Origin of the sequence: Streptomyces sp. enrichment culture, from assembly GCF_964273145.1 — a bacterium.
GTDB lineage: Bacteria > Actinomycetota > Actinomycetes > Streptomycetales > Streptomycetaceae > Streptomyces.
This window is the reverse complement of sequence record NZ_OZ186873.1, coordinates 2,238,851-2,251,916: the sequence shown is the minus strand read 5'-3', so window position 1 is coordinate 2,251,916 and position 13,066 is coordinate 2,238,851. Positions and strand designations below refer to the sequence as shown.

The window sequence follows — 13,066 nt, the reverse complement described above, 5'->3', positions numbered from 1 at the left end:
CCGGCCGGTCCGCGCGGGGGACGGCGGGACGGGCGCCCGGCCCGTGGACCCGCCTCCCGTCCCCGCCCCCCACCCGGCCGAGACCTCCCAGGGAAGGATTCCCTCCGTGGCAACGACAACCCCCGCACGGGGCGCCCGCAAGACACCGCACGGCGGCTTCGGCGCCGCGCCGAAGGAGCGCGGCTCCTGGCGCGCGCGGCTGTGGCGCCTCGACGACATGGTGTCGCCCTACGCGTACATCGCCCCCTTCTTCCTCGTCTTCGGCGCCTTCGGGCTCTACCCGCTCCTCTACACGGGGTGGATCGCCCTGCACCGGGTGGAGATGGCGGGCCTGGACCAGCCCGAGTGGGTCGGCTGGGACAACTTCGCCAAGATCCTCCAGGACTCCGAGTTCTGGCTGTCCGTCAGCAACACCTTCGTCATCGGCGTCATCTCGACCGTGCCGCAGCTGCTCATGGCGCTGGGACTGGCCCACCTGCTCAACTACAAGCTGCGGGCCAGCACGTTCTGGCGGACGGTGATCCTCACCCCGTACGCCACCTCGGTGGCGACCGCGGCCCTCGTCTTCGCCCTGGTCTTCCGGGCCGACGGCGGCCTGGTCAACTGGGTGCTGGGCCTCTTCGGCGTCGACGCCGTCGACTGGGGCAACGGCCACTGGACGTCCAAGATCGCCATCGCGGTCATCGTGATCTGGCGCTGGACCGGCTACAACGCGCTGATCTACCTGGCGGCCATGCAGGCCGTGCCGACGGACCTGTACGAGGCGGCCTCGATCGACGGGGCCAACCGCTGGCAGCAGTTCCTCAAGGTGACGATCCCCTCGCTGCGGCCGACGATCCTGTTCACCATCGTCATCTCGACCATAGGTTCGCTCCAGCTGTTCGGGGAGCCGCTGCTGCTGCAGGGCGGCACGCTCGGCTCCGTCGGCGGCAGCGAGCACCAGTACGAAACCCTCAGCATCTACCTCTTCAACTACGGCTGGAAGCTCGGGCACCTGGGCCCGGCCGCGGCCGTCGCCTGGGCCATGCTCGTCCTGCTGCTGCTCATCGCACTGATCAACTGGATCGTCGGCCGGTTCATGCGCAAGAGCGCGGTCTGACGGGAGCGACAACGATGACTACGACCAGTCCCACCAAGACCGCCGCGCCGGACCTCGGCCCGGCCCCGCTCCCCGCCTCCGAGGGCACCGGCCGCAGCCGTTTCAAGATCGGCGCGGGCGGACAGCTCAAGGGCGGCCCGTTCACCTACCTCGTCCTGGCCGTCGTCGGCCTGGGCTCGGTCTTCCCGCTGTACTGGACGCTGGTGGCCGCCTCGCACGACCAGCAGCGGGTCCTCGACAACCCGCCGCCGCTCCTGCCGGGCGGCAGGCTGCTGGGCAACCTCGAGGCGGCCTGGGAACAGGCCAACCTCGGCAAGGCCATCACCAACAGCGTCATCGTGGCCGGCTCCATCACCGCGGCCACGCTGTTCTTCTGCACCCTGGCCGGCTACGCCTTCGCCAAGATGCGCTTCCGCGGCCGGGGCGTGCTGATGACCGCGGTCATCGCCACCCTGACGATCCCCCCGCAGCTCAGCGTCGTCCCGCTGTTCATGATGATGTCGGACATCGGGTGGGGCGGACAGCTGGAGTCGGTGATCTTCCCGACCCTCGTCGGTGCCTTCGGCGTCTTCTTCATGCGCCAGTACCTGCTGGAGGCCCTGCCCTACGAGCTGATCGAGGCGGCCAAGGTGGACGGGGCGAGCAACCTCCGCATCGTGTGGAACGTGGTCCTGCCCGCGGCCCGGCCCGCGATGATGGTGCTCGGCATGCTCACCTTCGTGCAGGCGTGGAACGACTTCTTCTGGCCCTTCCTCGCCCTGAACCAGCAGAACCCCACCATCCAGGTGGCCCTCGGCCAGCTCAGCGCCTCCTACACCCCCGACCAGAGCATCGTCATGGCCGGCGCGCTGATCAGCACCCTGCCGCTGCTGCTGGTCTTCGTGGTCTTCGGCAAGCAGATCGTCGGAGGCATCATGACGGGCGCCGTCAAGGGCTGACGCCGGGCCGCCGCCGACACCGGTCCGACAGCTCTGCGCGCCCCGCCCGCCGTCCGGTACGGCCCGCCCTGCCACGCCCCGCACACGGGCCGTACCGGACTCGGGCCGCGCGCGTCCGCGGGACCCGCCAGCCTTCCCTTCCCCCCACGGCCGGCCCACCGTCCGGCCTTTCCTCACGCCACTTTGGGAGCGTTCTCATCATGACCACCGTGCGACCCGAGGCCACCGCCCGGCCGGCATCGGCCCTCTCCTTCCCGACGGACTTCGTCTGGGGCGCCGCCACCGCCGCCTACCAGGTGGAGGGCGCCGCCGCCGAGGACGGCCGCACCCCCTCCATCTGGGACACCTTCAGCCACACCCCCGGAAAGGTCCGCAACGGCGACACCGGCGACATCGCCGCCGACCACTACCACCGCTACCGCGACGACGTGGCGCTGATGAAGGACCTGGGCCTGAAGGCGTACCGGTTCTCCGTCTCCTGGTCCCGGGTCCAGCCCACCGGCCGCGGCCCCGCCGTCGAGCGCGGCCTGGACTTCTACCGCCGCCTCACCGACGAGCTCCTCCAGGCGGGCATCACCCCCGTCGCCACCCTCTACCACTGGGACCTGCCGCAGGAACTGGAGGACGCGGGCGGCTGGCCGCACCGCGACACCGCGCACCGCTTCGCCGAGTACGCCGGCATCGTGGCCCGCGCCCTCGGGGACCGCGTCGGCGTGTGGACCACCCTCAACGAGCCCTGGTGCTCGGCGTTCCTCGGCTACGGCTCCGGCGTGCACGCCCCGGGCCGCACGGACCCGGCCGCCACCCTGCGCGCCGCCCACCACCTCAACCTGGCCCACGGCCAGGCGATCGGGGCGCTGCGCGCGGTGCTGCCGACGTCCGCGCAGACCTCCATCACCCTCAACCTGCACCAGGTGCGCCCGCTCACCGGCAGCCCCGAGGACGCCGAGGCGGCCCGCCGCATCGACGCGGTCGGCAACCGGATCTTCACCGGGCCGATCCTGGACGGCGCCTACCCCGAGGACCTGCTCGCCGACACCGCGCACCTGGTCGACTGGGCAGGGCTGGTGCGGGACGGGGACCTGGCCGAGATCTCCCGCCCCATCGACGTGCTCGGCGTCAACTACTACTCGCCGACCGTGGTCTCCCTGCCCGCCGACGGCCACGGCGCGGCGAAGAACGACGGCCACGGCGCGAGCGACCACTCGCCGTGGACCGGCTCCGAGCACGTCGCCTTCCACCTCGCCAACGACAACCTCACGGCGATGAACTGGGCCATCGACGCGAACGGCCTGCACACCCTGCTGACCGGCCTGGCGGCCTCCCACCCCGGGCTGCCGCTGATGGTCACCGAGAACGGCGCCGCCTTCGACGACTACGTCTCCCCCGAGGGACAGGTCAACGACCCCCAGCGGATCGCCTACCTCCACGCCCACCTGGACGCCGTCCGGCGGGCGATCGCCGACGGAGCCGACGTGCGCGGCTACTTCCTGTGGTCGCTGCTGGACAACTTCGAATGGTCCTACGGCTACTCCAAGCGCTTCGGCGCCGTCTACGTCGACTACTCCACCCAGCGCCGCATCCCCAAGGCGAGCGCCCACTGGTACGCCGAGGTGATCCGGCGGAACGCGCTGCCCGCCGGAGCACAGGGCTGACGCCACCCCCCGACCCCGGCCCAGGGGCGCCGCCGTGACACCGGCCGCGCCCCTGTCCGGTTTTCCGGGCCCGGCCGGGGGGCGTCCCGGCGGACGAGGGGCGACGGGCCCCGGGTGCGGCACGGTCCAGGCTGTTACATTCCTGGCCTGACGGCTGCGGACGGGAGGCGGCGATCATGACGGTCAACGGTGGGCGGAGCCGGGGCGGCCGACGGCCGACCCTGGAGGAGGTCGCTGCCCGCGCCGGCGTCGGCCGCGGCACCGTCTCCCGCGTGATCAACGGCTCGCCCCGGGTCAGCGACGCGACGCGGGCCGCCGTCCAGGCGGCGGTGGCGGAGCTCGGCTACGTCCCGAACACGGCCGCGCGGGCCCTGGCCGCCAACCGCACGGACGCCATCGCGCTGGTCGTGCCGGAGCCGGAGACCCGGTTCTTCGCCGAGCCGTACTTCTCGGACATGCTGCGCGGCGTCGGGGCCGAGCTGTCCGACACCGAGATGCAGCTGCTGCTGATCTTCGCGGGCAGCGACCGGGAGCGGCAGCGGCTCGCCCAGTACCTGGCGGCGCACCGGGTGGACGGCGTCCTGCTGGTCTCGGTGCACGCCGACGATCCGCTGCCGGACCTGCTGGCGCAGCTGGAGATCCCCGCGGTGATCAGCGGTCCGCGGTCGGCCGCGGAGTCCCTTCCCTCGGTGGACTCCGACAACTACGGCGGCGCACGTTCGGCCGTGGAGCACCTGCTCGCCCGGGGGCGGCGCCGGATAGCCCACATCACCGGCCGCCTCGACGTCTACGGCGCCCAGCGGCGCGTCGAGGGCTACCGGGCCGCCCTGGGGGACGCGGGGCACGCCGCGGACGAGCGGCTGATCGAGCCGGGGGACTTCACGGAGGAGGGGGGCCGCCGCGCGATGGCGGCGCTGCTGGAGCGCTGCCCGGACCTGGACGCGGTCTTCGCCGGCTCGGACGTGACCGCGGCCGGCGCCCGCCAGGTGCTGCGGGAGGCGGGCCGCCGCATCCCGGACGACGTGGCCCTGGTCGGTTACGACGACTCCGCGATCGCCCGCCACATGGATCCGCCCCTGACCAGCGTGCGCCAGCCCATCGACGAGATGGGCCGCCGGATGATCGGCCTCCTCCTCACCGAGATCGCCGACCGCCGCCCGGCGGTGACGCGGGAGCCGGGGCGGCAGCGGGTGGTCCTGCCGACCGAACTGGTGGTGCGCCGGTCCTCGTGACACCGCCGGGGGCGCCCGCCCCCGGCGCGACGGGCCCTGAAACGGAGTCAGCCGGTGACCTCTTCACAAGGTCACCGGCTGACTTCCCAGGGTGAGTGACGGGACTCGAACCCGCGGCATCCTGGACCACAACCAGGTGCTCTACCAGCTGAGCTACACCCACCATGACCGGATCCCGGGAAGTTTTCCCCGACCGGCCGAGAAAAAGTGTACAGGGTCCGAAGGGGTGCTCGCGCACGGCTTTCGCGGCGCCCCTTCCCGGGTCCTCCGCGCCGCCTACCGGCCGGGCAGGACGTGCCGGGCCGCGATCGCCCTGGCGGTGTCGGAGTCGGGTCCGGGCTGCGGGACGAAGACGGCCTCGCGGTAGTAGCGCAGCTCGGCGATGGACTCGCGGATGTCGGCGAGCGCGCGGTGGTTGCCGTTCTTCTGCGGACTGTTGAAGTACGCCTTCGGGTACCAGCGGCGGGCCAGCTCCTTGATCGACGACACGTCGACGATCCGGTAGTGGAGGTAGTCCTCCAGGGTCGGCATGTCCCTCAGGAGGAAGCCGCGGTCGGTGCCGACCGAGTTGCCGCACAGGGGCGCCTTGCCGGGCTCCTTGACGTACTCCCTCACGTACGCCAGGACCTGCTCCTCGGCGTCCGCCAGCGTCGTGCCGTTCTCCAGCTCGGCGAGGAGCCCGGACGCGGTGTGCATCTGACGCACCACCTCCGGCATCGTCTCCAGTGCCCGCTCCGGCGGGCGGATGACGATGTCCACGCCGTCGCCGAGCACGTTCAGCTCGGAGTCGGTGACGAGGGCGGCCACCTCGATGAGCGCGTCGTCGGACAGCGAGAGGCCGGTCATCTCGCAGTCGATCCACACCATGCGATCGTTCATGCGAACACCCTACGGCGGACGTGCCGCGGCGTGGTCCCCGGCAGGGGGCGCCGGCGAGCGGCTGCCGCGGGGGCCGCCGCTTTCGGGCCGCCCGGGTGCCCGCGGCGCCGGACGGGCGGGTTCCCCCTCCCGTCCGGCGTTCCGCGGCGTCCGCCGGGCGTCAGGTGGCGCTGCGCTGCCCCGGCACGCTCGCCCGGCCGGCCACGTACGCCTCACGGCCGTTCTCCGACGAGGCCGCCTGCAGCGGCTGCGACGACGGGGAGCCGACGGCGCCGACCGCCGAGCGGCGGGACTGATACGGCACCGGGCCGTCCCCGGCGAGCGGTCCGGGCTGCTGGACCGCGGCGGGGGGCGGACCGGACGCCGCCGGGGCGCCGGCCGTGCCGCCCTCGCCGCCGCCCTGCTTGTCGCCCTGGGGCCGGCGGGCCCGGTAGGCGGCCCGGTAGGCGGCCGGGGACGAGCCCAGCTGACGGCGGAAGTGGCCGCGCAGGGCCACGGGCGAGCGGAAGCCGCAGCGGCCCGCGACCTCGTCCACCGAGTAGTCCGACGTCTCCAGCAGCCGCTGCGCCTGCAGCACGCGCTGCGTGATCAGCCACTGCAGCGGCGCGCTGCCGGTCAGCGAGCGGAACCGGCGGTCGAAGGTGCGGCGGCTCATGTACGCGCGTGCCGCCAGCGTCTCCACGTCGAACTGCTCGTGGAGGTGCTCCAGCGCCCAGGCGACGACCTCGGCGAGCGGGTCGGCGCCGATCTCCTCCGGTAAAGACCGGTCGAGGTAGCGCTCCTGGCCGCCGCTGCGGCGCGGCGGCACGACCAGGCGCCGGGCCAGCGCCCCGGCCGCCTCGCTGCCGTGGTCGGTGCGCACGATGTGCAGGCACAGGTCGATGCCGGCCGCCGTGCCCGCCGAGGTCAGCACGTCCCCGTCGTCGACGAACAGCTCGCGCGGGTCCACGTGCACCGACGGGTAGCGCTTGGCCAGCGTCGGCGCGTACATCCAGTGCGTGGTCGCGGGGCGGCCGTCCAGCAGGCCCGCCGCCGCCAGTACGAAGGCGCCGGTGCACAGCCCGACGATGCGGGCGCCCTCCTCGTGCGCCCGGCGCAGGGCGTCGAGCGCCTCCTGGGGCGGCGGCGCGGTGATCGAACGCCACGCGGGCACCACCACGGTGCCGGCCCGGGAGATCGCCTCCAGGCCGTGCGGTGCGGTCAGTTCCAGGCCCCCTGTGGTCCGCAGCGGGCCCTCCTCGCCGGCGCACACCAGCAGGCGGTAGCGCGGCACGCCGGCGTCCTGGCGGTCAACCCCGAACACCGACAGCGGTATGGAACTCTCGAAGATGGGGCCGCCGCTGAACAGCAGCACCGCGACGATCTCCTTGCGGCGTCGCCCGGACAGCTTCCGGGCCGCGGTGTCCGGCGCGGCAGCGGAGTCGTGGCTCATCCTGCTAAGCCCCCCTCGGTGGTCGCGGCTCCTCGGTTGTGTCGCTCCTGCACGTTTCCCCTCGGTCCTGCACGAGTCCCCCGCCGTAGACAGTCATGATCGAATCTACTGCGTCCCGTCATGCCGGGGTGGCCGGTTCGGTACTCGGCACATTGTCGACATGACAACTTGGCGTGAAGCATTCGATCACGAAGCGTTGCACTCGTGGGCGCCGCAGGGAAGTGCGCCTTGTGGCGGTGGCCAATCCCCGTAGGGTGCGCAGGGGCCCGGAGACCCTTTCCGTGCAGGTGGAACAGGGCGCGGAGGGCGGTTCCGGCAAGAGGGGCACCTCCTGCAGAAGTTGGCTGAAAAGAAACGGGGGCGTGCGCGGAAACCGGTCAGCCGCCCGGTGTGCTCCTCCTGCTGTGCCGACCACCCTTGCGCGCCCCCGGTCCGGTCCGGCCGGTCCCGGCGGGCGGGCCGGCCGCGCACCGCTCCGAGCGGCGCAGGAGCATGCGGCAGGCGCCGGTGACGGCGGCCAGGCCCAGGGCCGTGCCGGCGGCGCCGGCGAGGGAGGCGCCGAACCACAGGAGCACGACGGGGACGAGGACGCAGCTGAAGGCGGCCCAGCGGACCAGGTCGGTGACGCCGTCCCGTCCCCGCGGGTCCGCGTGGCGCGGCCCGTGAGGCGTCCTGGGGGGCGCGGTGGGGTCGTGCGGTCCGGGCATGGGGGGCTCCCTGGGGCGGTGGCTCGCGTGGATCAACGGCCGTCCGGCCCGCCGGTCACTGTCCGTCCCGGCGCGGGCCCCGCGACGTCATCCCCACGGGTAACGGAATTCCCCGCAAACCGCCTGTACAGCGAAGCAACCATTGCGTTGCGGGCGCCCCCTCGTGCATGCTCCGGTGAACCGCCACGGAGAGTGCGCGGGCTCTGGGCTAAGGAGGCGTGCCGCCGTACCCTTGGGGGTATGGGGTTGGGAAGACCATTCCCGGACACAGCTCCGCCGCACACTGATGTCCCACCCATAAAGGATCACGACGCCGAGACAGCCATGGCCGGTCACGAATTCTTCGAACCCGCGGACCGCAAGCGGCCGGTCGCCGACCCGACGGCGGCCGACCCCCTGGCGGCGGAAGAGCTTCACCACGCGTGCGATCCCGCCTTCAGGCACGGCGTGGTCGTCGGCTTCGACGGCTCCCTCTCCAGCGAGCGCGCCCTCGCCTACGCGATCGGCATGGCACGGCGGCTGGGTTCGGGCCTGATCATCGTCCACGTGGCCAACCGGCTGCCCACCACCGTGTGGGCGGGCTGCGAGCCCCCCGTCTTCGTCGACGTGCCGGACCACCGCACCGAGGTGCTGGGCCTGGAACTGGCGTGCGCGGACTACCTCGCCGAGGTGCCGTGGATCCTGGTCGAGCGCGGCGGCGACATCTGCCACGAACTCGAGGAGGTGGGACGGGAGTACGAGGCCGACGCGATCGTCGTCGGCTCCACGCACGGCATCGTGGGCCGCATCTTCGGCTCCGTCGCCGGCCGGCTCGCCAAGCGGGCGCAGCGGCCCGTCGTCGTCATCCCGTAGCCCCGCGCGCGTCCGCGGCGCGTCCCCGCGGCGGAGGCCCCGGCCCTCAACGGAAGACCCCCCGCGCGGGTGGCGCGCGGGGGGTCGTTCACGTCCGGCCGCAGGCGGGGGTTACTCCACCGTCACCGACTTGGCCAGGTTGCGCGGCTTGTCGATGTCCCGGCCGAGTGCCAGCGCCGTGTGGTAGGCGAGGAGCTGGAGCGGGATGCCCATGAGGATCGGGTCCAGCTCGTCCTCGTTCTTCGGCACGACGATGGTGTGGTCGGCCTTCGGCTGGTCCTGGTGGGCGACGGCGAGGATCCTGCCGCTGCGGGCCTTGATCTCCTCCATGGCCGCGCGGTTCTTCTCCAGCAGGTCGTCGTCCGGCACGATCGCCACCGTCGGCAGCGCGGGCTCGATCAGCGCGAGCGGGCCGTGCTTGAGCTCGGAGGCCGGGTACGCCTCGGCGTGGATGTAGGAGACCTCCTTGAGCTTCAGGGAGGCCTCACGGGCGACCGGGTAGCCGCGGACGCGGCCGACGAAGAGCATGGAGCGGGCCTCGGCGAACTGCTCGGCCAGCTTCTTGATCTCGTCCTCGCCGCGCATGATCTCGGAGATCTGCTGCGGCAGCCGGCGCAGGCCCTCGATGATCCGCTTGCCGTCGCGCACGGACAGGTCGCGCACCCGGCCCAGGTGCAGGGCGAGCAGGGCGAAGGCGACGCAGGTGTTGGTGAAGCACTTGGTCGACACCACGCACACCTCGGGGCCGGCGTGCACGTAGATGCCGCCGTCGGCCTCCCGCGCGATCGCGGAGCCGACCACGTTGACCACGCCCAGCACCCGGGCGCCCTTGCGCTTGAGCTCCTGTACGGCCGCCAGCACGTCGTAGGTCTCACCGGACTGGGAGACGGCGAGGTACAGGGTGTCGGGGTCGACGACCGCGTTGCGGTAGCGGAACTCCGAGGCCGGCTCGGCGTCGGCGGGGATGCGGGCCAGCTCCTCGATCATCTGGGCGCCGATCATGCCCGCGTGGTACGAGGTGCCGCAGCCCAGGATCTTCACGCGGCGGATGCGGCGCGCCTCGCGGGCGTCCAGGTTGAGGCCGCCCAGGTGCACGGTGGAGAAGCGGTCGTCGATCCGGCCGCGCAGCACGCGGTCCACGGCGTCGGCCTGCTCGTGGATCTCCTTGTGCATGTAGGTGTCGTGGCCGCCCATGTCGTAGGAGGCGGCCTCCCACTCCACGGTGGTGGGCTCGGCGGTGGTGCGGGTGCCCTCGGTGGTGTAGGTGCGGAAGTCGTCGGCCTTGAGGGTGGCCATCTCGCCGTCGTCGAGGGTGACTATCTGGCGCGTGTGGGCGACCAGGGCGGCGATGTCGGAGGCGACGAACATCTCCTTCTCGCCGATGCCGAGGACGACCGGGGAGCCGTTGCGGGCGACGACGATGCGGTCCGGGAAGTCGGCGTGCAGCACGGCGATGCCGTAGGTGCCCTCGATCAGGCGCACGGTCTCGCGGACCTTGTCCTCCAGCTTCTTCGCCTGCGAGCGGGCGATGAGGTGGACGAGGACCTCGGTGTCGGTCTCGGAGAGGAACTCCACGCCGTCCGCCTCCAGCTTGCGGCGCAGGTCCTCGGCGTTGTCGATGATGCCGTTGTGGACGACGGCGACCTTGCCCTCGGCGTCCAGGTGCGGGTGGGCGTTGACGTCGGAGGGGGCGCCGTGGGTGGCCCAGCGGGTGTGGGCGATGCCGGTGGTGCCCTTGAAGCGCGCCGGGACCTTGGCCTCCAGGTCGCGGACCCGGCCCTTGGCCTTGACCATCTTCAGGCCGGTCGCCTTGGGGGAGGTGACGGCGATGCCGGCCGAGTCGTAGCCCCGGTACTCCAGTCGCTGGAGGCCCTCCAGCAGCAGGGGAGCGACGTCACGCTTCCCGATGTATCCGACGATTCCGCACATGGATAAGCAGTTCCTCAGCCGTAGACGATGCGGCGCAGCTGGCGGAGCGAGAGCTCCGGCGGTGCCACCGCCCGGTATTTCAGGTCCGCCTCGATCCGCTCGAAGATCGTCGCGTTCACCAGGCCCTGGGCCTGGAGCTCGCGGTGGCGGCGACGGACGTACTCCTCGGTCGTCTCGTCGAAGTAGGCGAGCACGTCCTGGATCACGCGCAGCGCCTCGCCCCGGCTCAGGGGCGTGGACCGCGTCAGATGATCAACGAGTTCGTCGTGCACCCGGTAGATCCTGGGGGAGCGGTGGCCGTTTCGCAAGAATCCTGCCCGAATTCGGGCAGGGAGCGGCCGTCGATCTTGCGAGAAGGGGAATTTGCGGGCGGTTTGCGGGATTTTGTCGGCCTAGTGTTCCCGGTGTCCCCGGGGTCGCCGGGGTGTCGCCCCGGGACCGGCGCGGCGGACCGGCGCTTCCGTCCCGTCCGGGCGCCAACCGCACGGCGTCGCCGCCGAGGACCCGCACGGCGTCCTTCCGGACGATTTCCGCCACGGGGGGATCGTTCCAACGGATCTGCGGGAGAGTGGTCCACACCCATCGGGACTTCCCTCGCGGAGCCCCGGAGTTGAGCTGAAGGGAGCGCATGTGAGACGGCACCCACGGCACCACGGAACGACTCCCCGCATGACCCGGCTGCTCGGCACACTGCTGCTGGTGGCGGCCGGAGCCCTCACCACCGCCGCCGCCCCCGCGCCGGACGCCGCGGCCCCCGTCCCCCTGGACCGGGTGATCCCGGCCCCCGCCTCGGTCGAACCGGGCGGATCCCCGTACCGCATCACGCGCGGCACCCACATCCGCGTCGACGGCCCGCGCGAGGCCCGCCGGGTCGGCGAGTACCTCGCCCGCCTGCTGCGGCCCTCGACCGGCTACCGGCTGCCCGTCACCTCCCGCGGCGAGGGGGGCATCCGGCTGCGCCTGGCCGACGGCCCCTACGGTGCCGAGGGCTACCGCCTCGACAGCCGCCCCTCGGGCCTCACCATCACCGCCCGCGAACCGGCGGGCCTGTTCCACGGCGTCCAGACGCTGCGCCAGCTCCTTCCGGCCGCCGTCGAGAAGGACTCCGTCCAGCCCGGCCCCTGGACGGTGGCCGGCGGCACCGTCGAGGACACCCCGCGCTACGCCTGGCGCGGTGCCATGCTGGACGTCGCCCGGCACTTCTTCACCGTCGACGAGGTCAAGCGGTACATCGACCAGATCGCCCTCTACAAGCTCAACAAGCTGCATCTGCACCTCAGCGACGACCAGGGCTGGCGCATCGCCGTCGACTCCTGGCCGCGCCTGGCCGCCCACGGCGGCTCCACCGAGGTCGGCGGCGGACCGGGCGGGTACTACACCAAGGACCAGTACAAGGAGATCGTGCGGTACGCGGCCTCCCGGCACCTGGAGGTCGTCCCCGAGATCGACATGCCGGGCCACACCAACGCGGCCCTCGCCTCCTACGCCGAGCTGAACTGCGACGGCGTGGCACCCCCGCTCTACACCGGCACCGAGGTCGGCTTCAGTTCGCTGTGCGTCGGCAAGGACATCACGTACGACTTCGTCGACGACGTCGTCCGCGAGGTCGCCGCCCTCACCCCGGGCCGTTACCTCCACATCGGCGGCGACGAGGCGCACTCCACCAGCCACGCCGACTACGTGGCCTTCATGGAAAGGGTCCAGCCGGTCGTCGCCGAGTACGGCAAGACCGTCATCGGCTGGCACCAGCTCACGAGCGCCGTCCCGGCCGAGGGGGCGCTCGTGCAGTACTGGGGCCTGGACCGCACCGGCGAGGCGGAGAAGGCGCAGGTGGCGAAGGCCGCGCGGAACGGCACGGGACTGATCCTGTCCCCGGCCGACCGGGCCTACCTGGACATCAAGTACACCAAGGACACCCCCCTCGGCCTGTCCTGGGCGGGGTACGTCGAGGTGCGGCGGTCCTACGACTGGGACCCGGGCGCCTACCTGCCGGGCGTACCCGCCTCCGCCGTCCGGGGCGTCGAGGCGCCGCTGTGGTCGGAGACCGTCGAAACTCCCGCCCACATCGACTACATGGCCTTCCCCCGGCTGCCGGGCATCGCCGAGCTGGGCTGGTCGCCGGCGTCCACGCACGACTGGGACGCCTACAGGGAGCGGCTCGCGGCGCAGGGGCCGCGGTGGGAGGCGCTGGGCATCGGCTACTACCGCTCGCCCCAGGTGCCCTGGCCGACTCGGGGCTAGGGCCTCTCGTTCGGATCATGCCCCGCTCCCTGATCCGACCTGATCCAAACGAAAGACCCTGGACGCCCGACGGGCACCCCGCGGGACCGTACCGCGGGGTGC

11 protein-coding genes and 1 tRNA gene are annotated in these 13,066 nt (G+C 72.4%); 6 read left to right on the top strand and 6 right to left on the bottom strand.

All coding sequences use genetic code 11. From position 1 onward, the window contains the following. Positions 1-106: 106 nt before the first annotated feature. The 4 genes from ACSU6Z_RS10140 to ACSU6Z_RS10125 all read left to right on the top strand — a co-directional run bounded on the left by ACSU6Z_RS10140 (position 107) and on the right by ACSU6Z_RS10125 (position 4,924). Entirely contained in the window at positions 107-1,099 is a 993-nt protein-coding gene (locus ACSU6Z_RS10140) for a carbohydrate ABC transporter permease (protein WP_437044635.1), read from the top strand. Positions 1,100-1,113: 14 nt separating this feature from the next. Beyond that, entirely contained in the window at positions 1,114-2,037 is a 924-nt protein-coding gene (locus ACSU6Z_RS10135; protein ID WP_437044634.1) for a carbohydrate ABC transporter permease, read from the top strand. 200 nt (positions 2,038-2,237) lie between these two features. After that, a complete protein-coding gene (locus ACSU6Z_RS10130; protein ID WP_437044633.1) occupies positions 2,238-3,692 on the top strand; it encodes a GH1 family beta-glucosidase in 1,455 nt (484 codons plus the stop codon). A gap of 176 nt (positions 3,693-3,868) precedes the next feature. Further along, positions 3,869-4,924, top strand: a complete 1,056-nt coding sequence (locus ACSU6Z_RS10125) for a LacI family DNA-binding transcriptional regulator (RefSeq protein WP_437044632.1) — start codon at positions 3,869-3,871, stop codon at positions 4,922-4,924. Positions 4,925-5,014: 90 nt separating this feature from the next. On the opposite strand, the gene ACSU6Z_RS10120 is transcribed toward ACSU6Z_RS10125, so the two are convergent. The 4 genes from ACSU6Z_RS10120 to ACSU6Z_RS10105 form a co-directional block, all read right to left on the bottom strand. Further along, positions 5,015-5,087, bottom strand: a tRNA-His gene (locus ACSU6Z_RS10120). A 113-nt stretch (positions 5,088-5,200) separates the two neighbouring features. Further along, a complete protein-coding gene (orn, locus tag ACSU6Z_RS10115) occupies positions 5,201-5,803 on the bottom strand; it encodes an oligoribonuclease (RefSeq protein WP_437044631.1) in 603 nt (200 codons plus the stop codon). A 160-nt stretch (positions 5,804-5,963) separates the two neighbouring features. After that, positions 5,964-7,235 (bottom strand): helix-turn-helix domain-containing protein, encoded by a 1,272-nt coding sequence (locus ACSU6Z_RS10110; protein WP_437044630.1) that lies wholly within the window; start codon positions 7,233-7,235, stop codon positions 5,964-5,966. A 377-nt stretch (positions 7,236-7,612) separates the two neighbouring features. Then, a complete protein-coding gene (locus ACSU6Z_RS10105) occupies positions 7,613-7,942 on the bottom strand; it encodes a hypothetical protein (RefSeq protein WP_437044629.1) in 330 nt (109 codons plus the stop codon). Between the two features lie 324 nt (positions 7,943-8,266). Here ACSU6Z_RS10105 and ACSU6Z_RS10100 point away from each other — a divergent pair, with 324 nt between their 5' ends. Beyond that, a complete protein-coding gene (locus ACSU6Z_RS10100; RefSeq protein ID WP_437019351.1) occupies positions 8,267-8,794 on the top strand; it encodes a universal stress protein in 528 nt (175 codons plus the stop codon). 111 nt (positions 8,795-8,905) lie between these two features. Here the strand turns inward: ACSU6Z_RS10100 and glmS are convergent, their stop codons facing one another. Both glmS and ACSU6Z_RS10090 read right to left on the bottom strand, forming a co-directional pair. Next, entirely contained in the window at positions 8,906-10,723 is a 1,818-nt protein-coding gene (gene glmS / locus ACSU6Z_RS10095) for a glutamine--fructose-6-phosphate transaminase (isomerizing) (protein ID WP_437044628.1), read from the bottom strand. A 14-nt stretch (positions 10,724-10,737) separates the two neighbouring features. Beyond that, positions 10,738-10,995 (bottom strand): hypothetical protein, encoded by a 258-nt coding sequence (locus ACSU6Z_RS10090; protein WP_055417062.1) that lies wholly within the window; start codon positions 10,993-10,995, stop codon positions 10,738-10,740. A gap of 397 nt (positions 10,996-11,392) precedes the next feature. Between ACSU6Z_RS10090 and ACSU6Z_RS10085 the strand changes: the two genes are divergently transcribed. Further along, positions 11,393-12,964, top strand: coding sequence for a beta-N-acetylhexosaminidase (locus ACSU6Z_RS10085; protein ID WP_437044627.1), 1,572 nt, complete (start codon positions 11,393-11,395; stop codon positions 12,962-12,964). Positions 12,965-13,066 lie beyond the last annotated feature (102 nt).

Coding starts and splice junctions, on each gene's coding strand:
- ACSU6Z_RS10105 (WP_437044629.1), bottom strand. CDS start 7,942: ATGCCCGGACCGCACGACCCCACCGCGCCCCCCAGGACGCCTCACGGG.
- ACSU6Z_RS10135 (WP_437044634.1), top strand. CDS start 1,114: ATGACTACGACCAGTCCCACCAAGACCGCCGCGCCGGACCTCGGCCCG.
- ACSU6Z_RS10130 (WP_437044633.1), top strand. CDS start 2,238: ATGACCACCGTGCGACCCGAGGCCACCGCCCGGCCGGCATCGGCCCTC.
- ACSU6Z_RS10085 (WP_437044627.1), top strand. CDS start 11,393: ATGACCCGGCTGCTCGGCACACTGCTGCTGGTGGCGGCCGGAGCCCTC.
- ACSU6Z_RS10125 (WP_437044632.1), top strand. CDS start 3,869: ATGACGGTCAACGGTGGGCGGAGCCGGGGCGGCCGACGGCCGACCCTG.
- glmS (WP_437044628.1), bottom strand. CDS start 10,723: ATGTGCGGAATCGTCGGATACATCGGGAAGCGTGACGTCGCTCCCCTG.
- ACSU6Z_RS10100 (WP_437019351.1), top strand. CDS start 8,267: ATGGCCGGTCACGAATTCTTCGAACCCGCGGACCGCAAGCGGCCGGTC.
- orn (WP_437044631.1), bottom strand. CDS start 5,803: ATGAACGATCGCATGGTGTGGATCGACTGCGAGATGACCGGCCTCTCG.
- ACSU6Z_RS10110 (WP_437044630.1), bottom strand. CDS start 7,235: ATGAGCCACGACTCCGCTGCCGCGCCGGACACCGCGGCCCGGAAGCTG.